General features: G+C 62.2%; 22 protein-coding genes and 1 tRNA gene. 6 read left to right on the top strand and 17 right to left on the bottom strand.

Going from position 1 to position 24,479, the window contains the following annotated elements; genetic code table 11:
* Positions 1–395, top strand: a 395-nt coding sequence (locus tag RTX98_RS12475; protein ID WP_312796931.1) for a serine aminopeptidase domain-containing protein, incomplete at its 5' end; no start/stop codon positions are given.
* 1 nt (position 396) lies between these two features.
* Here the strand turns inward: RTX98_RS12475 and hisN are convergent.
* Positions 397–1,170, bottom strand: coding sequence for a histidinol-phosphatase (hisN, locus tag RTX98_RS12470; protein WP_312796930.1), 774 nt, complete (start codon positions 1,168–1,170; stop codon positions 397–399).
* Between the two features lie 205 nt (positions 1,171–1,375).
* Positions 1,376–2,263 carry an N-formylglutamate amidohydrolase gene (locus RTX98_RS12465; protein ID WP_416223117.1) on the bottom strand — a complete coding sequence of 296 codons (888 nt, stop codon included), beginning with the start codon at positions 2,261–2,263 and terminating at the stop codon, positions 1,376–1,378.
* A 220-nt stretch (positions 2,264–2,483) separates the two neighbouring features.
* Between RTX98_RS12465 and cpdR the strand changes: the two genes are divergently transcribed.
* Positions 2,484–2,846 carry a cell cycle two-component system response regulator CpdR gene (gene cpdR, locus RTX98_RS12460; protein WP_189503098.1) on the top strand — a complete coding sequence of 121 codons (363 nt, stop codon included), beginning with the start codon at positions 2,484–2,486 and terminating at the stop codon, positions 2,844–2,846.
* 163 nt (positions 2,847–3,009) lie between these two features.
* Positions 3,010–3,084: transfer RNA gene (locus tag RTX98_RS12455), tRNA-Val, on the top strand.
* A 181-nt stretch (positions 3,085–3,265) separates the two neighbouring features.
* On the opposite strand, the gene RTX98_RS12450 is transcribed toward RTX98_RS12455, so the two are convergent.
* From RTX98_RS12450 to RTX98_RS12405, 10 genes are all read right to left on the bottom strand, one after another.
* A complete protein-coding gene (locus RTX98_RS12450; RefSeq protein WP_312796927.1) occupies positions 3,266–4,459 on the bottom strand; it encodes an FAD-binding oxidoreductase in 1,194 nt (397 codons plus the stop codon).
* Positions 4,446–6,038 carry an FAD-dependent oxidoreductase gene (locus tag RTX98_RS12445; protein WP_312796925.1) on the bottom strand — a complete coding sequence of 531 codons (1,593 nt, stop codon included), beginning with the start codon at positions 6,036–6,038 and terminating at the stop codon, positions 4,446–4,448. The genes RTX98_RS12450 and RTX98_RS12445 overlap by 14 nt, the downstream gene beginning before the upstream one ends.
* Positions 6,039–6,086: 48 nt before the next feature.
* A complete protein-coding gene (locus RTX98_RS12440) occupies positions 6,087–6,602 on the bottom strand; it encodes a sarcosine oxidase subunit gamma family protein (protein ID WP_312796924.1) in 516 nt (171 codons plus the stop codon).
* Positions 6,595–9,555: a sarcosine oxidase subunit alpha family protein gene (locus RTX98_RS12435; RefSeq protein ID WP_312796923.1), complete on the bottom strand. Its 2,961-nt coding sequence runs from the start codon at positions 9,553–9,555 to the stop codon at positions 6,595–6,597. Before RTX98_RS12435 ends, RTX98_RS12440 begins: the two co-directional genes overlap by 8 nt.
* Entirely contained in the window at positions 9,552–9,818 is a 267-nt protein-coding gene (locus tag RTX98_RS12430; protein WP_312796922.1) for a sarcosine oxidase subunit delta, read from the bottom strand. The genes RTX98_RS12435 and RTX98_RS12430 overlap by 4 nt, the downstream gene beginning before the upstream one ends.
* A gap of 8 nt (positions 9,819–9,826) precedes the next feature.
* Positions 9,827–11,077: a sarcosine oxidase subunit beta family protein gene (locus RTX98_RS12425; protein WP_312796921.1), complete on the bottom strand. Its 1,251-nt coding sequence runs from the start codon at positions 11,075–11,077 to the stop codon at positions 9,827–9,829.
* A gap of 35 nt (positions 11,078–11,112) precedes the next feature.
* A complete protein-coding gene (locus tag RTX98_RS12420) occupies positions 11,113–12,924 on the bottom strand; it encodes an ABC transporter ATP-binding protein (RefSeq protein ID WP_312796920.1) in 1,812 nt (603 codons plus the stop codon).
* 133 nt (positions 12,925–13,057) lie between these two features.
* Positions 13,058–14,686, bottom strand: a complete 1,629-nt coding sequence (locus RTX98_RS12415) for a peptide ABC transporter substrate-binding protein (RefSeq protein WP_312796919.1) — start codon at positions 14,684–14,686, stop codon at positions 13,058–13,060.
* A gap of 34 nt (positions 14,687–14,720) precedes the next feature.
* Positions 14,721–15,608 carry an ABC transporter permease gene (locus tag RTX98_RS12410; protein WP_312796918.1) on the bottom strand — a complete coding sequence of 296 codons (888 nt, stop codon included), beginning with the start codon at positions 15,606–15,608 and terminating at the stop codon, positions 14,721–14,723.
* Positions 15,609–15,620: 12 nt separating this feature from the next.
* Positions 15,621–16,574: an ABC transporter permease gene (locus RTX98_RS12405; RefSeq protein ID WP_312796933.1), complete on the bottom strand. Its 954-nt coding sequence runs from the start codon at positions 16,572–16,574 to the stop codon at positions 15,621–15,623.
* Positions 16,575–17,006: 432 nt separating this feature from the next.
* On the opposite strand from RTX98_RS12405, the gene RTX98_RS12400 reads away from it, so the two are divergent.
* Positions 17,007–18,185 (top strand): amidohydrolase, encoded by a 1,179-nt coding sequence (locus RTX98_RS12400; protein WP_312796917.1) that lies wholly within the window; start codon positions 17,007–17,009, stop codon positions 18,183–18,185.
* 4 nt (positions 18,186–18,189) lie between these two features.
* Here RTX98_RS12400 and RTX98_RS12395 read toward each other — a convergent pair whose 3' ends face one another.
* A complete protein-coding gene (locus tag RTX98_RS12395; RefSeq protein WP_312796916.1) occupies positions 18,190–20,187 on the bottom strand; it encodes an FAD-binding oxidoreductase in 1,998 nt (665 codons plus the stop codon).
* A gap of 241 nt (positions 20,188–20,428) precedes the next feature.
* On the opposite strand from RTX98_RS12395, the gene RTX98_RS12390 reads away from it, so the two are divergent.
* Entirely contained in the window at positions 20,429–21,163 is a 735-nt protein-coding gene (locus tag RTX98_RS12390; RefSeq protein WP_312796915.1) for an IclR family transcriptional regulator, read from the top strand.
* Between the two features lie 78 nt (positions 21,164–21,241).
* On the opposite strand, the gene RTX98_RS12385 is transcribed toward RTX98_RS12390, so the two are convergent.
* The 3 genes from RTX98_RS12385 to RTX98_RS12375 form a co-directional block, all read right to left on the bottom strand.
* Entirely contained in the window at positions 21,242–21,688 is a 447-nt protein-coding gene (locus tag RTX98_RS12385) for a ferritin-like domain-containing protein (protein ID WP_312796914.1), read from the bottom strand.
* A gap of 95 nt (positions 21,689–21,783) precedes the next feature.
* The gene (locus RTX98_RS12380) at positions 21,784–22,041 is read right to left on the bottom strand and encodes a hypothetical protein (protein ID WP_312796912.1); all 258 of its coding nucleotides are present in this window, start codon (positions 22,039–22,041) and stop codon (positions 21,784–21,786) included.
* Positions 22,042–22,043: 2 nt separating this feature from the next.
* Positions 22,044–22,361 carry a hypothetical protein gene (locus tag RTX98_RS12375; RefSeq protein WP_189503111.1) on the bottom strand — a complete coding sequence of 106 codons (318 nt, stop codon included), beginning with the start codon at positions 22,359–22,361 and terminating at the stop codon, positions 22,044–22,046.
* A 163-nt stretch (positions 22,362–22,524) separates the two neighbouring features.
* Between RTX98_RS12375 and RTX98_RS12370 the strand changes: the two genes are divergently transcribed.
* On the top strand, positions 22,525–23,391 hold the full coding sequence (locus RTX98_RS12370; protein ID WP_312796908.1) for an SDR family oxidoreductase: 867 nt from the start codon (positions 22,525–22,527) through the stop codon (positions 23,389–23,391).
* A 45-nt stretch (positions 23,392–23,436) separates the two neighbouring features.
* Here the strand turns inward: RTX98_RS12370 and RTX98_RS12365 are convergent.
* On the bottom strand, positions 23,437–24,479 hold a 1,043-nt coding region (locus RTX98_RS12365; protein ID WP_312796906.1), incomplete at its 5' end, for an HlyD family type I secretion periplasmic adaptor subunit.

The following is a 24,479-nucleotide window of genomic DNA, read 5'->3' as shown; positions in this document are numbered from 1 at the left end:
GCAGCGGCCCGCGACCGCGCGAAGCCGCGCCGTTCGAAACCAACAAGGTCACCAACGACCTCGACCGTTACCGCCGCAACCAGGCGATCTATGCCGCCCATCCTGAACTGGCGCTGGGCGGCCCTACCGCCAGTTGGGTGCGCGCCATGACACGCGCGTCGGCGGAAATCCAGGAACAGGCCTTCGTGTCGCGCATGCATATCCCGACCTTGTTCGTGGCAGCCGGCAACGACACGATCGTATCCACCCGAGCGATCGAGCTCTACGCCCGCCGCCTCCGTTCCGGCTCGCTTCTGACAGTGGACGGCGCCAAGCACGAGCTCCTGCAAGAGCGCGACACGTTTCGCGATCAGTTCATGGCCGCCTTCGATGCCTTCGTGCCGGGCACGGAATAGGTCAGGACCGGATCAGATCCAGCGCCGCCGCATGCAACTCCGCTGAGCCCGCCGCGATCACATCGCCGCCGCCCTCGGCAGAGCCCCCGTCGAAAGTGGTGATGACGCCGCCCGCTTGTTCGATGATCGGGATCAACGCCACGATGTCGTAAGGCTGCAAGCCGGCTTCGATCACCAGATCGACGCTGCCTGCGGCCAGCATGGCGAAGGCGTAGCAATCGACGCCGTAGCGCGACAGGCGCACGCTGCTTTCCAGACGATCGAAGACCGCCCGCTTGTCACCCTTGAACATCGCCGGCGTTGTCGTGAACAAAGTGGCGTCGCCGAGGCTCGCCCCCCGCCGCGTTTTCAACGGCCGGTTGCCGCCTGGTCCCTCATAGAAGGCACCGCTGCGGGTCGCATAAAACAGCTCACCGGTGAAAGGCTGGCTCATCATGCCAGCCACCGCGTCGCCATTTTCCGTCAGGCCAACAAGCGTGCCCCAGACCGGCAGGCCGGAGATAAAGGCGCGCGTGCCGTCGATCGGGTCGATCACCCAGACATGACGGCCGTCACCCTGCTTGGTGCCGTGCTCTTCGCCGAGAATGCCATGCTCGGGATAGGTCTCGCTGATCAGCGTAACGATGGCACGCTCGGCTTCCTGGTCGGCCTCGGTGACCGGATCGAAGCCGGATGCCAGTTTGTTGCTGACAGCACCCGCCTGGCGGAAGCGCGGCAGCGTTTGCTCTGCGGCCGCCGCAGCTAGGCGGCGGAAAATAGCTGCATCCGTCATCAATCCCATCCTCTTTCCCAAGCATTATGCCTTAATAAAAGGCACTCGCAAAATCAGCTCATTTTATAGCTTGACGCTCTTAGCCGGCGCGCCTAGCGTGAGGGTGAGCAGATTTTCTGCTCATGCCCTCCTTGGGCGTTTCCTCCCTAGACTTCGACCGCATCGCACCCGTGATGCGGTCTTTTTTTATCTGGAAGGCCGCGCCGCATCATTCCGCAGCAAGCGGCGTCGGCCAGATCAGCTCCGTCCACAAGCCCATCAGCGTCGCGCAAAACCGCGTCAGGTCGTCCGCAAGAGGATCGAAGCCCGCCGTTTTCTGAAGCGTCCGCTCATTCATGTAGAGGCCGCGATTGACCTCGATCTGGATGGCATGGACGCCGTCAGCGGGACGGCCATAATGTTCGGTGATGAACCCGCCCGCATAAGGCCGGTTGTGCGCCACAGTGTAGCCCATGCCGGTCAGCAGCCCGATCACCGCTTCCGACAAAGGTGAGGCGGCCGCCGCGCCGAACCGGTCGCCAACGATGAAATCGGGCCGCGCACCGTGATCCCCCACCCGCACGCTGCCGGGCATCGAATGGCAATCCACCAGCACCGCCGTGCCGAACGCAGCCCAGGTTCGCGCCAGCAGCTCGGCAAGCTGATCATGGTAGGGCAGATAAAGATCTTCGATGCGGCCGGCCGCTTCCGCATAAGGCAGGCGGCTGGCATAGATCTCTTGCCCCTCGGCAACCAGCTTCGGCACAGTGCCGAGCCCACCTGCCACACGTGCGGAGCGCACATTGGCCTGGGGTGGCAGCTGTTCGCGAAACATCTTGGGGTCGAGCTCGAACGGTTCGCGGTTCACATCCAGATAGGCGCGCGGAAAATGCGCGTGCAGCAGCGGTGCGCCGAGGCCGACCACGCCGCCAAACAGTTCTTCGACAAAGAAATCCTCCGAGCGCCGGATTGCCGAGGCATCGAGCCGAGTCATTGCCATGAAGCGCGGCGGATAGAACCGTCCGCTATGGGGTGAGTTGAACACGAAGGGGGCATCATGCGAAGCGGGCTGTCTCAGCGTAAAGGCGCCGGCCGGAAAATCCTTGGTAGCCGTCACCCTCTAAAACTCCGCCGGACAACGCGCAGCATTGCCCCTGTTTACGCCCTTATTCATAGCCGATGACCGTGCCACGCGCCCCTTGCCCTGTCCAGCGCGAGAGCAACAGGCTTGGAATTGAGCGGTTCCATTCACTGGATGTTTACCCTCCCGCCCGCATATCTCTACCATGGTTAAGACCCCGCTCTGGCGTGTGGTCGAGGATAATCGGACGGGTTCGATGAAACGCATTCTTCTTGCGGAAGACGATAATGACATGCGTCGGTTCCTGGTGAAGGCGCTGGAGCGTGCAGGCTATGACGTCAGCGACTTCGACAATGGCGCCAGCGCCTATGAGCGTCTGCGCGAAGAGCCGTTTTCCCTGCTTCTGACCGATATCGTGATGCCGGAAATGGACGGCATCGAACTCGCCCGCCGCGCCACCGAGATCGACCCTGACCTCAAGGTCATGTTCATCACCGGCTTCGCCGCCGTCGCGCTGAACCCCGACTCGAAGGCACCGCGCGACGCCAAGGTCCTGTCAAAACCCTTCCACCTGCGCGACCTCGTCAACGAAGTCGAAAAAATGCTCCACGCGGCCTGAGCCGCTTGGTTTATCCAATGCTTGGGTCACCCGTGGACCCGGCATCACCTCTCGCCTGCACGTTGTTTGCCACCTTCCTGTAGGAAACAAGCAAAGCGCCACAAAAGCGCGAGAACCTCACTTGACGACGCGGCGGCAAAATGGTGTAAGCCGCGCCACGGATGGGCGTGTAGCTCAGCGGGAGAGCACTACGTTGACATCGTAGGGGTCACAGGTTCAATCCCTGTCACGCCCACCATCCGGTTCCCACTTTCTGAAAGTTCACGCACGATGCTTTCACCGCATCGATCGTGTGTGTCTGGCCTGGCGTCAGATGACGAGCAGGCTTTGCTAAGATCCTGTTCAAGCACCGCTTCAACAACAGAATCGATTAGAAGTAGGTCAGCGATCAGTCATCGCCGCTGCGACGGCGCTCGGCATCAAACCGCCGCAACCGCGCGTGGCAGCCAGCCTTGCAAGGCATCCCAGTCCGGTTCAAGGTCGGCAAAGCGATCGAGCCGCAGGGTGGAAAGATCGGCAAAGTCACAACGGCCGTGCATGATCAACTGCATCAAGGCGCGACCGGTTGCCGGCGAGAGGCCGAAGCCGACGCCCGACATGGTTGCGACGGTCAGGTTTGCCCAAGGTTCTGGCTGATCGAGCACCGGGCGGCCATCCGGCGTGTTTTCGATAATGCCGGCCCAGGAGCGAATGACCTTGGCATGCGCTGCCTTGGGAAACAGCTGCGCCACGCGCTGCGCGATGTTCCCGGCAAGCGGTGTGGAAGGCCGGTTTGCCGTGGGCATCTCCTCCGTTTCCACCCATTCATGCGGCCCGCCGCCATAAGCAAGATTGCCGCGCAAAGTCTGGCGGCCGTAAAGACCGGCTCCGTCTGTTCCGCCGATCGGCATCAAGGGCAGCGGCTCGGTCACGATCATTTCCGCGCGCGCGGTGCGCAGCGGGATCGCGACATCGAGCAGGCCAGCCAAGCGTCCGGTTTGCGGCCCCGCGGCAATGAGAACGTGATCGCAGCTGAAGGTGCCTTTGTCGGTTTGCACGCCGGTGACCCGATCGCCTGCCGTGGTGAAGCCGGTAACAGCGACATGCTGGCGCAAACGGCCGCCCCGATCGGCCAGTGCCCAGGCATAGGCCTGCACCGTGCGATGCGGATTGGCATGGCCGCCGAAGTGATAGAGATGGCCGGCATAGACGGTGTCGCCTGCAAGCGGAACGAGGTCGCGCACCTCCTTGGCATCGAGGGCATCGACCTCGAAGCCTTGTTGTTGCGAGTTGCGCACCGAACGCGAGTAAAGCTCGAACTGCTGCGGCGTCAGCGCCATGCGGATGCGCTTGGGCTGGAACTCGGTGGGATAGCCGAGGATCTGATCCATCATCGGCCACAAACGCTGTTCTTCGTTGAACAGCGGGCTTTGCGGATGGGTGCAACCGCCGCCATTGCGCCCCGACGCTTCCCAGCCCGCGACACCGCGTTCCAGAACGAGAACATCGACGCCGGCATCAGCCAGCCAGAACGCCGTGCTCAACCCGGTGACACCGCCGCCGATGATGACCACGGAGGCGCCAGCCGGTCTGTCATCGCCGCCGAGCCGTTCCCCCTGTTCATTCAGTGACATGATCTGTCTCCCTGGACAGGCTGGCGACCGTGTAGCGCTTCTCGATTTCCCAGTGAGGTGTCCATTGCCGGGGCATGCCGAACCAGGAGTCCCATTGTTCGGCCATCGCCGGATCTTCATGGGCTGGTGAAAGATCCCGCAAACTCAAGGGCCGCACGGGGCTGCGGTAAGCAGCAAGCGACACGGCGCCCAGTTCCAGGTTCTCCTGCAAGGCAAGCATGGCCTGCACCTGTTCGCGGCATCGCCGTCCCTGGCAATGGCCCATGCCCGCCCGTGTCAGGCGCTTGACCTGATCGGGGTTGGGTGGCCCCTCACCCAGCAACTGCGTCAGGCTTTTTGGTTCGACCCGCGCCTCTGCGTTGAGATAGCGCGGCGGATGCACTTCGAGGATTTCGTGCGCCCAAACATCCTCGCATTGGCAAACCGGCACATCATCGCGCAGCGTTTCAAGAACCGTTTTCACCCACTGCTTGCGGTAGAAACCGATATCCAGCGCGGCGTCCGGAACCGTCGCGATTGGCGGTTCCTGCCCTGAACCGACTTCCTTCCCCAACGCGCCAAGCGCGGCATCGGCAGCGATCCTGCCTTCCCGGCGCGACACACGCTCGTCCGCCGACTTCGTGCCCCAGATGCCTGCGCAATCGCCTGCTGCGCGAACATTGGCGAGCGTCGTGCTCCCGGCATCGCCCAGAACCGGCACGAAGCCGCCGCGACTGCCATCGAAAATCGTACGCACGCCGGCCGCTTGCAGCAGGTCGATCACGGGAACAGCGCCCAATCCGAGCAGGATGCTGTCGCAGGCAATTTCCGTGTCACGCAAACGAATGCCGTGGATGCCGCTGGTGTCGAAATCCGCGCCCCGCACGGTTTCGCCGGTCAGAATGGGAATGCCAAGCGCCTTGATCCGCGCAACGAGGGTGGCGTCCGCGAAGGGATGATCGCCCTGCTCGACAATGGCCTTGATCGTCACGCCAGCCTTGACGAGGTCGATCACAGACAACAGCGTTTCAGGCGTCGTGCCCAGAACTACCGCCGCCTTGCCTTCAAGCGCACCGTACAGCGTGGCGAGTGTGGCAGCGGCGCTGATGCCGCCGACGCCGGGTTGGTCCCAGCCGTGGAAGGCCAGACCCATATCGCGCCGGCCTGTCGCCACGATGGCTTGATCGAAGCCGATCAGCTGGCTGCCGCCATCAACATCGGCCAGTCCGGCGATCGAACCTGGCATCCAGTTGAGGTTGGCGTGGTTCACGAACAGGCCCCAGCACGCCGTTCCCAGCCTGATATCGACGCCGGCTTCGAACAGATCGGCCAGTTCCGGACGCGCTTCCAGCATGCGCTCGGTCATCGCATTGCGGTTGCGGATCTGGCCGCCCATCAGCCCGCCCCACAGTTGCGGCACGCTTTCGCCCATCGTCTCGAACGGCACCGGATTCTCGTCGACCAGCATCACGGTCGCGCCGCCGTCGATCGCTTGTTTAGCGGCAGCCAAACCGGCGGGTCCGGCGCCTACAACCAGCACTTCAATGCGCGAGGCGATGTCGAGCGTCTTGCCGGCGACGGAGCGGGGATCGAAGGTCATGGGATGGTCCGTTCCGCTGTTTTCTTGAAAGTCAACGCTGCCGCAAGCTCAGATGAACTCGCGGCTCATCGTTTCGAGGTCGTGCCAAAGGCTTTCCGCAAAGCCTCGGAGCACCATCAATTCGAAGCGGTCGGGCGCGGTGCGGGTGATGTGAGTGGCGATGTGGCCGATCAGGGTTGTGGTCGCCGAACCGACCTCGAAATTGGCCAGATCGAGGCCGGTGCCCTTGGCCAGAACATCCTCAACCGCGTCACCCTCGATCGCCATGCGGACGCGGCCGTGGCTCTGGTCGACAACGGTCAATTCGGGCCATTGAGCGGAAATTTCCGGCAGAAAACCGGAAGAAACCGGCTGAACTGCAACCCAAAACCGGTCAGTTGGCCCGTTTTTTCGGACAGAAAACCCGTATTTTTCCGCAATCTCCCCGCTCTTTCCGACCTCTGCCGGTGAACCGAGAACCTGCAGCACGGTTCCTTCCGGTAGCGGCGAAACACGAATGCGCGCCCCGTTGATCGCCGTGACGCCCGCCAGCGCGGCCCGATGGTGAAGTTGAAAATCAGGCATCGAGCTTCTCATCTGCCGCATGAAGGAAAACCGGATCGCAGACCCGGGCCGGCGTGAATTCGTTGTAAAGGCCGTTCCAGACCACGACCTCCTCGCCATGCCGTTCGGGGCCGCGAATGATCAGCGCGAGGCCGATCGAGGACTTCAGGTGCGGCGACCAGGCGTTCGAGGTGACATAGCCCTGATCGTTCTCCAGCGTCGCTGCGGCGTCCTTCGACAGGATGTGCGATCCGGCCCGGAAACTCTGGGTGGGATCGAGCGGCAGGAGGCCGGCGAGACGCGGCCGCAGCGGATCGGACAGACCTTCGCGCTTGAGCATCTGCTTGCCGATGAAGTCCGGCTTGGTGGCCGACACCATCTTGGCCAGACCGAGATCGCCCGGCGTCACGGTGCCGTCGATCTCGGCATGGGTGATGAAGCCCTTTTCCATGCGCAGCACGTTGAGCGCTTCAACGCCGTAAGCGCACATACCGTGTGGCTCACCGACCTGCGTCAGCGCATCCGCAACGCTTTCGCCGTAGCCGGCGGGGACAGCGAGTTCGTAGGCCATCTCGCCGGAAAACGAGATGCGGAACAGCAATCCGCGAAGTTGCCCGCCCAACAGCGAAACTTCGCGTGCGGCGAGGAAACCAAAGGCTTCGTCCGAAATGTCTTCATCGACGATGTCTGCCAAGATGGTGCGCGCCTTGGGGCCGGCGAGCGACATCTGCGCCCATTGATCGGTGACGGAAGCCAGCCGCACGTCGAGTTCGGGCCACAGCGCCTGCGAGCAGAATTCCAGATGGCTCATGACGCCGGCGGCATAGGCCGTGGTGGTGGTCATGAAGTAGCGATCGTCGGCCAAACGGCTGGTCGTGCCGTCATCATAGATCATGCCATCGTCGCGCAGCATCAGGCCGTAACGAGCCTTGCCGACAGGCAGCTTGGCAAAGCCGTTGGAATAGACGCGATCAAGGAAAGCCGCGGCATCCCGACCGGAAATCTGGATCTTGCCGAGCATCGACACGTCGCACAGGCCGGCATTGATGCGTGTATTCAGCACTTCGCGGTCGACGCTGTCGCGCCATGTGGTTTCGCCCTGTCGCGCGAACCAGGCCGAACGATACCAGAGCCCGGTTTCGATGAAGGTCGCTCCGTTCTTGGCCGCCCACTCATGAAGCGGCGACTTGCGCACGGGCTGGAAGTGCTTTCCCTTGGCGGCACCGGTCAGCGCGCCGAAGGACACCGGCGTGTAGAATGGGCGGAAGGTGGTTGTGCCGACCTGCGCCGGCGACACGCCGCGGGCTTCGGCCAGCAGAGCAATGGCGTTGATGTTGGACAGCTTGCCCTGATCGGTCGCCATGCCATTGGTGGTGTAGCGCTTGGCCATTTCGACATGGCCGAAGCCTTCTTGCGCGGCAAGATCGAGGTCGCGCCGCGTGACGTCGTTCTGATAGTCGACGAAAGCTTTGCCCGTGACATCCGGGATCGACCAGAGCGGCTTCTCGATACGGCCGGAAAGGTCGCCTTCGACCTGAACGGAGATCGGCGTCCCGCTTTTGCCGAGTTGCGTGGCAATCGCCAACGCCTCGGTCGAACCGTGCGCAACACACTCGGCAAGGTTGCCGGTACGCGCGGCGGAGCCGGCCAGAGACAGGCCTTGCAGGTTGTCGGGCGCCAGGAAGGCGGATTGTTCGTCGGACCAGACCGGCTTGCCGCCACGATGACAGGCCAGGTGGATGATCGGGCTGAATCCGCCAGCCACGCCCAGCGCATCCACATCGATCGATTGAAAGCGGCCGTCCTGCTTGATCTGGATAGAAGACAGCGCCTTCCCGCCTTTGGCGTCGGTGACAAGCGCACTGCGCAGTACCCTCGCCTTGCCCGCATACGGTACGGATGACTGCGCGCGGCTGTCGATAATGGCGACGAGGTCGACGCCTGCTTTCTCAAGATCCTGAGCCAGCGCGTAGCCGGTGTCGTTGATCGTGAAGATCGCAACTTTCCTGCCCGGCGCGACACCATAGCGATTGAGATAGGTGCGCATGGCACCGGCCATCATGATACCCGGCGTGTCGTTGCCACCGAACACCAAGGGCCGCTCTTCCGCGCCGGTCGCCAGGATCGCGTGCTTGGCGGCGACGCGCCAAAATCGTTCGACCGGTTGCCCTGACGCCGGCACCGCCACGTGCTTCTGAACCCGCTCGACCGCGCCGAAGACATTGCTGTCATACCAGCCGATCACGGTGGTGCGCGAAAGGAGTTTGACGTTGGGCAGGCTGCGCAATTCGTCCACGCAGCGTGCCACGTATTGCGTTGCCGCCAGACCATCAAGGACCGCGGTTTCCGACAGAAGCGTGCCGCCGAAACCCGGCTGCTCGTCGGCCAGAACAACGCGCAAGCCTGCACGTGCAGCGGTAAGTGCGGCGGCAAGGCCGGTCGGCCCTGAACCCACAACAAGCAGGTCGCAATGCGCCCACGCCTTCTCGTAAGCATCGGGATCGGCTTCAAAGGTCGCTTTGCCAAGGCCTGCGGCGCGGCGGATCAGCGGCTCATAGACTTTTTCCCAGAAGGAAGCCGGCCACATGAAGGTCTTGTAGTAGAAGCCGGCATTCAGGAAAGGCGAAAGCAGCCCGTTCACCGCGCCGACATCGAAGCTGAGCGACGGCCAACGGTTCTGGCTGCGCGCTTCCAGCCCGGCATAAAGCTCCTGCACGGTCGCGCGCGTGTTCGGTTCCGTGCGGCCGCCGGTGCCGATCGTCATCAGGGCATTCGGCTCGGCCGCACCCGCCGTCAGGATGCCGCGCGGTCGGTGATATTTGAACGAGCGGGCCACCAGCTGCTGGCCGTTCGCGAGTAGGGCCGAGGCGAGCGTATCGCCGGCATGACCGGCAAAACTGCGTCCGTCAAAGGTGAACGGCAGCGTGGTTGCCCGGTCGATCTGGCCACCGGTGGTTAGTCTGTAAGACGTCATGCCGACACCCGTTCGGCCGCATCGCGGCAGGCTTCCACCTCGTGACTGGCGGTGTCGCGCGTCACAACGAGCCAGCGTCGGCAGCCGGCAGCGTGGTGCCAGTATTCATCGTAACGACCGCGTGGGTTTTCTCGCAAAAAAACGTGGTCGAACCATTCGGCCTGCGAGGCGTCGGGTGTCGGACGAGGCAAGGCAGCGCCTTTGATCTCAAACTCTTCCTTCGGGCGAGAGCCGCAATGCGGACAGGAAATAAGACTGGCCATGATCTGCTCTAATGAAGATTGGGTTGGGCGCCGCGGCCGGTTTCATCGATCGCGTAACCACGCTCGAAGCGGTCGAGACGCATGGCGCGGGTCACCGAATGCGGTTCGCCGCGCGCCAGGAGATGCGCAAAGCAGAAGCCGGATGCGGGCGTCGCCTTGAAGCCGCCATAGCACCAGCCGGCATTGAGATAGAGATTGTCGATCGGCGTGCGGTCGATGATCGGCGACCCGTCCATCGACATATCCATGACGCCGCCCCATGAGCGCAGATAGCGGATCCGCGACAGCGCCGGGATCATGGCAAGGCCTGCTTCCGCGACATGCTCCACGATCGCCAGATTGCCGCGCTGGGCATAGGAATTGTAGCCGTCGATATCGCCGCCGAACACCAGACCGCCCTTGTCGGACTGCGACACATAGAAGTGGCCGGCGCCGAAAATGACGACATGGTCGATAAACGGCTTCAGGCCTTCCGACACGAAGGCCTGCAGCACGTGGCTTTCGATCGGCAATTTCAAACCGGCCATCTCCGCCACACGCGAGGAATTGCCGGCAGCGGCCAGGCCGAGCTTGTTGCAGCCGATAAAGCCCTTGCTGGTTTCCACACCGACCACCCGGCCGTTTTCACGCTGGATGCCGGTAACCTCGCAGTTCTGGATCACATCGACGCCGCGGGCATCGGCAGCGCGGGCATAGCCCCAGGCCACCGCATCATGGCGCACGGTGCCGCCGCGCCGCTGGATCAATCCGCCATGAATGGGAAAGCGGGCATTGTCAAAATCCATGAAGGGCAGCATGGTCTTGAGCTGGGCGCGGTCGAGCATTTCTGCGTCTACGCCATGCAGCCGCATGCCGTTGCCGCGGCGGGTATAGGCGGCTTGCTGAGCGTCAGAATGGTAGAGATTAAGAACGCCACGCTGCGAGACCATCGCATTGTAGTTCAAGTCCTGTTCCAGCCCTTCCCACAGTTTCAGCGACAGTTCGTAGAAGGGATTGTTGCCCGGCAAGAGGTAGTTCGAGCGGATGATCGTCGTGTTGCGACCGACATTTCCCGAACCGATATAGCCCTTCTCCAAGACGGCGACGTTGGTGATGCCGTGCTCCTTGGCGAGATAATGCGCGGTGGCCAGGCCATGACCGCCTCCGCCCACGATGATGATGTCGTAATGCGGCTTGGGCTCGGGAAACCGCCAGGCCGACGACCAGCCCCGATGTTTGTCCAAGGCGTTCCGGAACACTGAAAAGGCAGAGTATCGCATGGCTGAGACTGGAAGCGGGTCCTGTGAGGGTCGGGTCAGGCGTCGACAACAACCGCGTGGCCAGGCGTGACCTCGCGATATTGCCTGATGGGGGGCACATAATCCGGCGCGCGGATCGGGCTGCGGATTTCTTCGTTCACCACCACCCGCTGGGCATGGCGGCGGGTGGGATCGGGCACCGGCACGGCATCCAGCAGGCGGCGCGTATAAGGATGCTGCGGATTGCCGAAGATCGCGGCGCGCGGACCGATCTCGACGATCTCGCCGAGATACATAACGGCGACGCGGTGGCTGACACGCTCCACCACTGCCATATCATGAGAGATGAACAGGTAGGCCAGGCCCATCTGACTTTGCAGCTCGAGCATCAGATTGATGACCTGCGCCTTCACCGAAACGTCGAGCGCCGACACCGCTTCATCAGCAACGATCAGGCGCGGTTCGAGCGCCAGCGCCCGGGCAATGCAGATGCGCTGCCGCTGGCCGCCGGAAAACTCATGCGGGAAACGGCCGGCCATGTCCGGCTGCAGGCCGACTTGGCTCAAAAGCGCTCTCGCGCGATCCGGCGCCTCGGCGCGGTCTGCCAACGCGTTGACGATCAGCGGCTGGGCAATCGACGCGCCTACCGTCATGCGCGGGTTGAGGCTGGCAAACGGGTCCTGGAAGATCATCTGCATGTGGCGGCGCTGATTGCGCATCTCTTCCGGTGAAAGCTGCAGGATCTCCTTGCCCTCGAGGCGAACTGACCCTTTTAGCGGCTCTGTGAGGCGCAGCACGGAGCGGCCGGTGGTGGACTTGCCGCAACCGGATTCGCCCACCAGCGCCAGCGTTTCGCCGCCACGCAGCTGAAAGGACACGTTTTCCACGGCATGAACACGCGCCTGCACCTTGCCGAGCAGGCCGGACCGGACCTCGAAACGCGTTGTAAGGCCGGACACGTCGAGAAGCGGTTGATCGTCTGGCTTGACGGTGTCGGGCGTTTCCTGAGGCTCGTCGGCTACGCCGGTGGTGCGATCGACGATGGGGAAGCGGCGCGGCTGCGTGAACGCCGTCATCGAGCCGAGCTTGGGAACGGCAGCCAGCAGCGCGCGGGTGTAGGGATGGGCTGCGCTGCGGAAGATGGCGCTTGTTTCGTCATGCTCCACCACTTCGCCGTTCAACATGACGATAGTGCGGTCGGCGATCTCGGCAACGACGCCCATGTCATGCGTGATGAACAGGACGGACATGCCCTCTTCTTCCTGAAGCTGCTTGATGAGCTCCAAGATCTGCGCTTGGATCGTGACATCGAGCGCGGTCGTCGGCTCGTCGGCAATCAGCAGTTTTGGGCGGCAGGCGAGCGCAATCGCGATCATGACGCGCTGGCGCATGCCGCCGGAAAAGCGGTGTGGATACTCGTCGAAGCGCGACTTGGCGGCGGGAATGCGCACACGCTCCAGAAGCCGCAATGCTTCTGCGCGGGCTTCGGTGCGGGACACGCTGCCGTGTGAAAGGAGCGCTTCCGAAACCTGGTGGCCGATCGTGTGAACGGGGTTGAGGCTCGTCATCGGCTCCTGGAAGATGATGGCGATCTCGCTGCCGCGAACCTTGCGCATCTGCCGGTCCGGCAAAGCCAGGAGATCGCGGCCGTTGAGCTTCACGCTGCCTTCGACCCGGCTGGAGCCAATCGGCGTCAGGCCCATGATGGACAAGGCTGTGACGCTCTTGCCCGAACCGGATTCACCAACCAGAGCAACCGTCTGACGTTCGGCAACATCGAAGGAAATGTTGCGAACGACCTTCTGCCAGCCCGCATCGGTGCGAAACGACACGGACAGATCGTCAACCGACAAGATCGGCTGGTTCATCGCGCGTCCTTCGCTAGGCCGTGCCAGGCTCAGGAAGCCCGGTCGTTCCGCAGTGATCTCAGCGACCATGATCCACCAATTTCCGCTTGCAGGAAGACCGGCGCGCGACCTGGCGCGCCAGTCCTTCTTTTGATCAGGCCCAGGCCCATTCGTGGACGTTCCAGCAGGCATCCGTGACATACTGGTTGGCCTTGAAGCCGTTCAGCGCGCTGGTCGACATGTTGCCCTGAACCACGCTGAACTGCGGCGCGAACGGCACTTCGTCGAGCAGGATCTGCTGCACCTTGCCGTAGGTCTCCTTGCGCTGTTCGACGTCGGTCTGGGTGACGCCCTCGTCGAGCAGACGATCGACCTCGGGGTTCTTGTATTGCGTATAATTTGCGCCGTTGCCGATGGCCTTGGAATGGCAGCGCGAGGCATAATCCGGGTCCATGCCGACCGGCGGCTCCCAAGCCACCAACAGCGTGTCGAACTGCGACTTGGTGGTGTACTCGCCCCACACAACCGAACCCGGCATGTTCTTGATCTCCATCTCCACGCCGATCTGTTTCCAGTTCTGCTGGAACAGCTGTTGGCTGGCCTGGCGCGGTGGGGCGCCGGCGGTGGTGGACATCGTGAACTTCATCTTCACGCCATCCTTTTCGCGAATGCCGTCGGCTCCGCGCCGCCAGCCGGCTTCGTCGAGCATCTTCTCGGCCAGTTGGGGATTAGCGGTCTCTTCCTTCAGCGCGTTGTTGTAGGCCCAATGCGAGGTGTGGAGGTAAGACAGCGTGCGCGGTGTCGTGCCGAAGTTGATGTCGTCGATCGACTTCTGCATTTCGCAGGCGATGTAGAGCGCCTTTCGCACCTTCGGATCGGTGAACTGCGGCTTTTCCGTATTGAAATAGATGAACTGCACATATGGCTGCGGGGCCAGAACGAAGTTGCGGTTCGGCAGCGCCTTGGCTTCATCCCAGCGATCATAGGGAATGCCCATCAACCCGAACACGTCGATCTCGCCGGTGCGCATCTGGCCATAGGCAACGAGCTGGTCGGGCACGAATTTGTGGATGAACTGGCGGATCTTGGGCGCGCCGCGATGGTATCCGGCATTCGCCTCGTAGACCATGTGGCTGCCGGCGGTACGCGACTTCAAGGTATAGGCGCCGGTGCCGATCGGCTCGGTGTTGAAGCCCGACGTGTTGATGTCCGCTTCACCCGAAAGCAGGTGATGGGGCACGATATGCATGCTCTGCCAAGCCCAGTAGAACGGCACGTAAGGCCGCGTCAGGGTCATTTCGACGGTGTAATCATCGACAACCTTGAACGTGTCGATCAGTTCGAAACCGCTGCGCGAGCGCACGGCGACCTTGGGATTGACGATCGTCTGGTAGGTGAACTCGACGTCCTTGGCTGTGAAAGGCTGACCATCGCTCCACTTGACGTCGCGCTTGAGATTGACGCGCCAGGTCCGGCCGTCCTGCGAGATGCCGCCATTTTCGCGCGTCGGCAGCTCGGCCGCGAGATTGGGGATGAAGTTGCCCTGATCGTCCACGTCCCAAAGCGCATCGAACACCAGAGCTTCCACGATCGTGTCCGTGCCGCCATTGGCGTAAAGCAGCGGGTTGAACTGCACGGGCTCCTGATTGGTCGTGAAGATCACGCGCTCACGGTTGGATTGAGCGATGGCCGGGCGGAACAGGCCGGTGGCCGGCAGGATCAGGCTGGATGCGGCCGCGCTCTTGATCAGAGTTCGACGGTTCATGGTCAGTTTCGTCGTCATTGTCGTTCCCCTGTTCTTGTTGTTGTTTATGCGTTCAAAGATCCATCTTCAGCCTGGCGTCGAAGGCGTCACGCAGACCATCGCCCAGGAAATTGAAGCCCATCACGGTGAGCGTGATCAGGATGCCCGGCAGAATCGCCAGAAAGGGCACGGTGTCGAAATAGCCCTGCGCGTTGGTGAGCATGTTGCCCCAGCTGGCCATGGGCGGCTGAACGCCATAGCCGAGAAAGCTGATGTAAGATTCCATCAGCACGGCGGTCGCGACCTTGAGCGTCGCGGCGACCAGAACCGGTGCCAGGATGTTGGGCATCAACTCGACCAGCATGATGCGCCAGTTCGATGCGCCGTAACCGCGCGATGCCTGCACATAATCCATCTCCTTGATGGTGGAGACCTGGGCACGAACGATGCGCGACACTTCCATCCACGAGGTCAGGCCGATGATCAGCGAAATCGACAGGATGGTCGGCGGCACAAAGGCGGCGATCACCAGCAGCAGGAACACCTGCGGGAAGCACAGCAGCGTGTCGACCAAGCGCATCAGAAGGTTATCGACCACGCCGCCGTAATAACCAGCCGCCAGCCCGACCAGCGTTCCCGTCACCATCGTTGCCAGCATGGCGACGACGCCCACCATCAGCGAAACCTGGCCGCCGAACAGAAGGCGGCTCAGCGTGTCGCGGCCCAGATCGTCCGTTCCAAGCGGAAAATCCCAGGACGTGAAAGGCGGCAGGAACCGCTTCGACGTGTTGATGAGGAGCGGATCATGCGGCGCGAGGAACTGCGCGAACAAGGCGGAGAAGCAAAGCAGGATCACAACAACCGCGCCCAAAACACCCATCCGGTGTTTCAGGAACCGCTGCAGGATCAGGCTGGCATAAGTGCGATTTGGCGCGCGGGCGTCGACAGCGGCAACACTCATCTCACCCTCCCCTCAGGACAGTTTCACGCGCGGATCGATTAGCGCGATAGCGACGTCCGCAACCAGGTTTCCGATGATCACCAGGAGGGCCGTGAACATCACCAAGCCCATCAGGATCGAGTATTCCTTCATGCTGAGCGCATCCACGAAGAGCCTGCCCATGCCCGGCCAACTGAAGATGGTCTCGGCCACAAGGGCACCGGAAAACAGCGTCGGCAACTGCACGCCGAGAAGCGCAATCAGGGGGATCACCGCGTTCGGGAAAGCGTGGCGCCACAGCACGCGGCTGCCGCTCAAGCCCTTCGATCGGGCGGTGCGGACATAATCCTGCTGGATCACTTCGAGGAAACTGGAGCGTGCGTAGCGGCTCCAGCTCGCCACCAGAACCAGGGTCAGGACCAGCAGCGGCAGAATGAGATGCTGCAGAAGATTGAGGACATTGCCCTCTTCGCCGAAGTCGTACATGCCGCCGGATGGAAGCCAGCGAAGCTCGATCGCGAAGATGTAGATCGCCATCAGCCCGAACCAGAAGGTTGGGAAAGACAAAGCCAGCATGGCGCCGGTGGTGGCGAGATAATCAAAGATCGAATAACGGCGCACAGCGCCCAAAACGCCGAGCAGCGTTCCGATCAGAACGGCCAGCGCCGTCGACGTTCCCATCAGGAGAATCGTTGCGGGCAAACGCTCCAGGATCACGTCCAGCACCGGGCGGCCGCCGAACAGGGTGTAGCCCCAGGAGCCCTCGAGCATGGATTTGACCCAGCCGAAATACTGCACGTGAAGCGGCTGGTTGAGACCGAGCGAAACCCGCAACCGCTCGATATCGGCTGCCGTGATCGAACCGTTCAGCGTGTAAACCGACAAGGGGCCGCCGGGCGCCAGATGCATGATGCCGAAGCCGATGACCGACACGCCGAAGACAAGCGGGATCGAGTGCAAAATTCGGCGCACGACATAGCCGAGCAGATCACTGCGCACAGTTTAAGCCCTTCCATTTCGGCGCAAAAGATACGCCGTCTGCCTGCGGCCCGTTGATCGGACCTGCTTATTCTATGAAGTCGAGGCTAGCAGGCGCTCTTTCAGAAAGCCTGATGCGCATGTCTTCTGAACGGCTCGGCTAATCTGTCGAACAGCCAAGCAACATTCGATCACTGCTGCATCAAAGCCGACTTTTGCGGCGCCTTTGTTCCCTTATGGGAATTTGTAGATCAGGATCTTGAATAGTGTCAACACGAAAGGCACACTCTTCGACGTGACCAGCTTTTCAGCAGCTGGGCGTCGGTGACGGGAAGAATGCACGTCTTGATGCCGCTAGGGAAGAGCTGTTTTTCAAAGCAGCCCGCTGCTGCTGGGAACGAACCACAAAGCCCTGCCCAACACTTTCGCGAGCCGCTGATCATGACGAACCGCTTGTCTTTTCCCCTGCCGACGCAAGAAGACCTCGCCGAACTCACTGCATTCCGGCACGAGCTTCACCGCACACCGGAAATCTCCGGCGAAGAGTGCGAAACCGCCAAGCGGGTTTGCGACATGCTGGTTTCAACCAGCCCGGACAAGGTGTTGACGGATATGGGCGGCCACGGCGTGGCTGCGATCTATGACAGCGGCAAGCCTGGACCGACCGTCCTGTTCCGCTCCGAACTCGATGCCCTGCCGATCCAGGAACTAGGCCAGATCGACCATCGCTCGACAGTGCCGGGCAAGGCGCATCTTTGCGGCCATGACGGCCATTCCACGATTCTGCTGGGGTTCGGGCGGATCCTTTCACGCGCACGTCCAACCAGCGGCCGCGTCATCCTGATGTTCCAGCCGGCGGAAGAAGACGGCGCGGGCGCGGCAGCCGTGATCGCCGATCCCCGTTACAGCGAAATTAAACCCGACTGGGCTTTCTCGCTCCACAATGCGCCCGATGTTGCCTTCGGCTACGGCAAGCTCGGTGCCGGCGCCACAAATTGCGCGTCCAGCGGCATCAAGATCAAGCTGACGGGCAGCACCGCGCATGCGTCGAGGCCAAGTGACGGCCGTTCGCCCATGAAGGCCCTTGCAGAGCTGATGCCCGCGCTCGAAGCCTGCGGCAGCGGCAAGCCGCTCGGTCCGGGTTTTTCCATGGTGACGGTAACGCACGCATCCATGGGCGAACCGGTCTTCGGCATCGCACCCGGCGAAGCACGCATCTTTGCCACGCTGCGCACGGTAGCCGACGCGGAAATGAATGCGCTGACGGCAAAGGTGGAAGCGCTCGTGGCCGACGCCGCAGCACGCTATGGTCTGAAGCACGAACACGAATATGACGATGTGTTTCTCGCCTGCACCAATGACGCCAGCGCTACGGAAATCCTTTTGAACGGCATGGAACGCGCCGGCATCAGCCACGAGGAACAGACCGTGCCGTCCTACGGCTCCGAAGATTTTGGCCGCTTCGGCCTCAGCGGGGCGAAATCGGCAATGGTGTTTCTGGGTTCAGGGCCGGATTGGCCGCGCGTTCATACGCCGGAATACGATTTTCGCGACGAGCTAATCCCGATGGGCATCCGGCTGTTCTCGGAAACCCTGGCCGCCTGTCTGGAACAGGCTTGAAACGTCAGCAATCCAGCACCAGATCGCCGCGCGGAACGGCTTGGCATAGCAGAACCTGGCCATAAGCCAGCAAGGGCTCGTTACCGGCCGGATAATCGGTGATGCCGCTGACGATCTTCTGAACGCAGGACTGGCATTCGCCGCTGCGGCAGGAATATTGGATCTCGACATCTTCAGCCAGAGCGAGATCGAGGAGCGAGCCCTTGTGCGGATCCCAGGTCGCCGTTTTGCCGGACCGGGCGAACTGCACCTGACACGGCGTCACGGCTGACTGCTGACTCGCCAGCAACCCAGCCAGCCCGATCGCTTTGGCTTCAAAGGCCTCCATCCTGATATTGGCGGGATCAGCACCGAGTTCCACGAGACCGTCCCTCAATGCATCCATGAAGGCATCCGGCCCGCAAATATAAAAGTCGGCCTCGGTGACGGGCACAAGGGTGGCGAGCGTGGCTGCGTCCAAGCGGCCATGATGATGAAAGGCGTCGCCATCATCGGGCTGAGAATACACGGTGAAAAGCTTGAAGCTTTCGCCGGCCTGCTCCACCACACGCACGACCTCGTCGGCAAAAAGGTGATGCTTGCTGCTGCGCGCGGCATGAACGAACCAGACTTCGCGCCCATCCGGAGCCGCGGCCAGCGCCTGCGCCATCGGCAACAAGGGCGTGATGCCAACCCCGGCACCTACGAGCACGACCGGGCGCGCCGCCTGACTGTTCAGGATGAACTGACCGCCCGGCGCACCAAGCAGAACCTCGCTGCTGGGCTGGATCGTGTGATGCAGCAGATCCGACACGCCACCGGCGCCGATGCGACGCACGGACAGGCGCAGGGTTCGAGGCGTCGGCGTGGCGGACACCGAATAACAGCGCCGGCGCGGCGGTTGCACATCATCCCCGGGAAGCGCCAGCGTCACATATTGGCCGGGCGCGATCGGCCCGACCGGCGCTTGGTCTTCGGGCTCGAACAGGAAGGACACGACATCCGCATTTTCCTGCTTGCGCCCTACACAGCGGAACGCGCGCAGGCCGGTCCAGGCCGACGGCCGCGCATCGGTCCATATCCGCGAGCGGGAAAAGGCGGCCGAGCAGTGGAAGTAGATTTCTTCCGGCAACACGCTGATCTGCGGCGTCGTTTCGGCATCCCCTGCAACAGCGCGGTAAGTGCCGTTCAGCCTGATGTTTTCGCAGCGGCCGGGTTCGGCCGCCAGCAATGCGCATTCACCGGAATGGGTCCAAGCGGCATCACCAGCTTCAGCGGGGCGGATTTCGAGAAGAAAAGCGTCCTGATTGGTTGCAGGATCGCGCCGCAGTGGTCTTCCGCCGGCAAGCTCGACCGTGATCGCACCGTTGTGGTCTTCGCGCGCCAGCACGATAAACGGCGCTTGATCGATAAAGGGCATGAAGCCTGGGCCGGCTGCGCGATACACCTTCTGCTGAACCAGGGTGCTCGGCGTGCCGTAATGCTCGCGGATGCCGGAACGCTCCAGCTCGGTTTCGCCGGCCGCGTCCCGCCGAACGAACACGCGCCCGCCGGCTGCCTGCCACTGCCCTTCCTGCCCATAAACGCCGCCAAGATCGAGCGGCGGCTTGCGCAAGGCGGGATCGATCCAGAAGCCGGCATCGCCGAACACGTCGCTGTGCACCCACTTCCAGCTTGTTGGCGTCAGCACCATGACGCTGAGCGGCGGGTTTTCATCCGCCGGGAATAAAGCGAGATCATCCGGGGCCTGCAAAATCTCGGCACGTGCCGCAACACGCAGATAGTCGTTGCAGCGCCGATTCAAAAACAGCAGCGCCACGTCCGGATTGGCGAGAACATTGCCGATCGTGTCCAGACGGCGGTTGCCGAGGTAATCCGGCAAAAGGATCGCGCCGTCTTCGCGCAGACTGACCACGTTGGGCTGACCGCCGCGCGGCGACACGTCCATCGCACCCGCCGCATTGCGCGACGCAATGAAGAGCAGTGTGGAATGGGCGATGAACTGGCGCGCACGGTCGTCCATGGTCACGATCCCACAAAGCGGATGGTTGGAATGACGAGGCAAAATTCCACCATCTAAATTCCGAGCGCAAGTGGATGAATTGCAGATTATCCTTGTTCGCCGCTCCAAGCTGCGGCAGCTAGGGATCGTCCGGCGATTTGGTGCCAGGCTCGATAATGCGGGGGATGGTGGCCTTGGTTCTTGAAGGCGGAAGGACATGCTTCATGACCGTGGCTGCGCAGCCCGTTCTGGTTGAACGCGCATGCTGGTAAAACAGGCCGCGAACGTTCTCGAACTGCTGGAATATTTCGCCCGCCACAAGCAGCCGGCGACCATGGCGGAAATTTCCGACAGTCTGGGATGGCCGCGCTCGAGCACCTTCAACCTCGTCGCGACTTTGGCCGAGAAAGGCTATCTCTACGAACCGCGCCAGCGCGGCGGCTATTATCCGAGCTCGCGCTGGATGAGCACGGTCAAGGAGATCGCCGCGGCCGATCCCCTCCCCGCATCACTCGTGGAGGCGATTGCAGCGATCCAGGCAAAGACCGGCGAAACCACCGCCGTGGGTCAGGCTGCCGGCGCTTACGTGATCTTCGTGCATGTGTGTGAATCGCAGCAGCCGATCCGCTATTTCGCGCAGGCCGGCACGCGGGTGCCCATTCACGCGAGCTCAGCCGGACGCGCAATCCTGGTACAATTCAGCCAACGCGAACGCGAGGCGATCTACCGGCGTATCACCTTCAAGGATTTTTCCACCAGCACGCCGATGAGCGCGGAAGCCGTGGAAGCGGAGCTGAAGGAAGCTGGCCAGCGTGGCTACCACTGCAGCAATTCTGAATACATCCCGGATCTTTCCGGCGTGGCGCTGCCCATCGAGCTGAACCAGCGCAAGCTGTCCGTCGTGGTGGCGGGACCGACCTCGCGTTGCCTGTCACGCCAGTCGGACATTGCGGAGCTCATGAAGCAGGAGCTTGTCGCCAATCAGTTGATCGGCTGACCAGCCAGTCATCGATACAGAAAAAGCCGCCCCCGGTTGGCCGGAGACGGCTTTCAGTATCACGCGACGGGAAAGGCTTTATGCCGCTACGGCGGTGTCCATCCAGGCCTTATGCTTGGTTTCGTCGGCCAACGCTTTCTGGAAGAAGGTGCGGGCTTCCGGGGTGGCGGACGCGTTTTGCGAGGCCTGGTCATAGGCCATCTTGGTCTCGATCTCGTTGGTCGACATCGCCTTCAGGATGGTCTTGTCGCCGATCATCGACGCCAGCGCGACCTTGCCGGTCGTCAAATACTCCTTGATGTCGCCTTCCTGAGGCGCTTCGACGCCGAGCGAACCGGCGAGACGCGTCAGTTCCGCGACATGGCTGTCGTGGTCAGACTTGAACTCGGCGATCTTGGCCTTAAACGTCGCGTCTTCCAGCTTCTCGATGGTGGAAACATAGGCCGCGATCGCATCGTGCTCGAGGATGAGCAGGTTCTGGATCAGCTTGTGAAAAGTGTCTTCCGTTCCGACGGTCGTAACCATTTCGATCTCCTTATGTATGCGTCCCAAAGCGTTAGGACGCAGAAGTGTTCCGGGAAATGCTGTTCACCGGCCCGCTGAAGGGTGAACAGCCGCGTCTACTCGCCGCTTCGAACCCGCGCTTTGGCGTCGTCCACCATCCGCTTGATCTCGCGCGCGCGAGCCGCTTCCACGGCAAAGGCCGCCTGCGGCACGGCGCCGGGATCTTCCTGCTGGTTGGAGGGCGCGAGGCGCTCTTCCAGAGCCTTGGTGAAGGCTTCGTCGGGATTGCGCAGCAAATGCGTCAGGATCAGCGTGAGCACCTCGCGCTGACCGTTCAGCGATCCCTCGAGTTCAAAAGATGTGAGCTCGGACATGCTTATTTCCGCGAGACATTGGTTGCACCCGCCTCGCGAAACGCCGCTTCGGCATCGTCCAGCGTGTCCAGGCTGATATCGACGGACACCAGGAGCGCTCCATTCAGGGCAGCATCCTCCGCGGAATCGGCCTGCGGCTCGCCTTCCGCCACATCGCCGCCCGAGGCTTTCGTGCCCGCGCTGTTTTCAGATGACTGCGGCTCGATGAAGATGTCGGAACGGTCCAGACCATATTCCTGAACCAAGTGCTCGACAGCGATTTCAGCTTCGCGACGGGTGGCAAAAGTGCCGGTGATGGTGGTGGTGCTGGTGTCGGACATGCTTGCCTCCGTTATCTCGCGGGAAGAAGGCGTAAAAGACCAGGATGGTTCCCACCATACCTGCCGGAACGCGGCGGCTGGGTTGGAACAACAGTGCAGCGCTTCAGTTGTCCTTGCACCCCACCCCGAACACGCAACAACCGATCTCATCCTGGAAAACGACATGTCCAACACGCGCTATCCCGAACTCAAGGCGCCGCATCCCAGCCAGCAGCAATCCATGCCCGGCGAGACCGACAAGATGGATCCCCGCCCGGACCATGGCGAAGAAAGCTACAAGGGGAGCGGCAAGCTGGAAGGCCGTGCGGCCATCATCACCGGCGGCGATTCCGGCATCGGTCGTGCCGTGGCGATCGCATTTGCGCGTGAAGGGGCGGATGTGCTGATCTCCTATCTCAGCGAAGACAAGGATGCGCAGGACACCGCGAAGCTGGTCGAGGAGGCCGGCCGCAAGGCGATCCTGATGCCGGGCGATATTGCGGAAGAAAGCCACTGCAAGGCCATCATCCAGCGCGCTGTGGACGAATTCGGGCGGCTCGATATCCTCGTCAACAATGCCGCGCATCAGGCGACGATCGACGATATCGCCGATCTGACCACGGAAGAATGGGACAAGACCTTCCGCACCAACATCTACAGCCAGTTCTTCCTGTCGAAAGCAGCGATCCCGCATCTGAAGGATGGCGCGTCGATCATCAACACGACCTCGATCCAGTCCGAGGACCCCTCGCCCGGCCTGCTCGCCTATGCGACCACGAAGGGCGCGATCTACAACTTTACCCAAGGCCTAGCGCAGATGGTGGCGGAAAAAGGCATCCGCGTGAACGGCGTTGCGCCGGGTCCGATCTGGACGCCGCTGATCCCCTCCACCATGCCGCCGGAAAAGGTGGAGAAGTTCGGGTCCAACACGCCGATGAAGCGCGCCGGCCATCCAGCCGAACTGGCCGCTGCCTATGTCTATCTCGCCTCCGACGACGCCAGCTATACAACGGGCGCCATCATTCCGGTGACCGGCGGTCGCCCGATGTAAAAACGACGGGTTCGGACCGGCGGCATGAACCGCCGGTCTGGGCATTCAGCGCTCCATGAAAGCGCGGGCCATGCTGTCGCGTACCGGCTTGGTCAGGTAATCGAAGAAGGTGCGCTCCGCCGTCTGGATCAGGATTTCGGCGGGCATGCCGGGTGTGGGGTGGAAGCCATGCACACGCGCGATCTCGTCGGGCGATAAGGTCACGCGGGCGAGATAGACTTCCTTGGCACCGTTCGGCGTGCTGGATAGTGAGTCCGCTGAAACGTAAACAACCTCGCCATTCAGCACCGGTGTGGTGCGCGCGCTGAGCGCTACCAGCCGCACCGTCGCGTGCTGGCCGACCTTTAAATTGTCGATCTGGTTGCGCGGCACCTGCGTTTCGATGATCAGCGGCACGTCAGACGGCAGGATTTCCAGGATCGCCTTGCCGCTCTCGATCACGCCGCCGGACGTATGGTAATAAAGCCGGATGATCGTGCCCGCCACCGGTGCATCGATGGTGGAGCGGCGCAGCACGCTGTCGGCCTCGCGGGACTGCTCGCGGATCGAGTCCAACTCGCTCTGGGCCTTCTGCAACTCGTCGAGCGCCGCCTGCACATAGGTGTTGCTGACCTGCTCGATCTGCTGCCGCGATTTCACGACCTGCGCGCCGGTCTCCGAGATCTCTGCCACAAGCCGGCCGATTTGCCCTTCCGAGTCAGCAATGGCGCGCTGGATCGACTTGATCTCGGTGGCGCGCATCAATCCTTGCTTCAACAGCACCTGCTTGCCCTCGAACTCCTCGTTGAGAAGAGCCAGCTGCTTTTCCATCGCCGAACGCTGCAGGTCATAACCCCGGCTGCGGAAATCCAGCGAGGCGATGTTCTGCTCCAGCAGACCGACATCGCTGTTGAGCTTAGATGTCCAGGCCTCGAAGTTCAGCCGCTGTGTTTCCACGATCTCACCGATCTCCGCATCGGCATCGTCGCCACGCACAAGGTCCGGCCAGGTGACCGAAGGCGCGCGGTGCCCCTGCGCGCGCAGCCGCGCCACCAGCGCTTCCAGTCGGGCGCGGCGGAGATATAGCTGACGGCCATTGGCCTGCGCCG

It is taken from the genome of Tianweitania sp., assembly GCF_032053605.1.
GTDB lineage: Bacteria > Pseudomonadota > Alphaproteobacteria > Rhizobiales > Rhizobiaceae > Tianweitania.
Note: the sequence above shows the minus strand (reverse complement) of the source record. Positions and strands in the feature narration are given on the sequence as shown.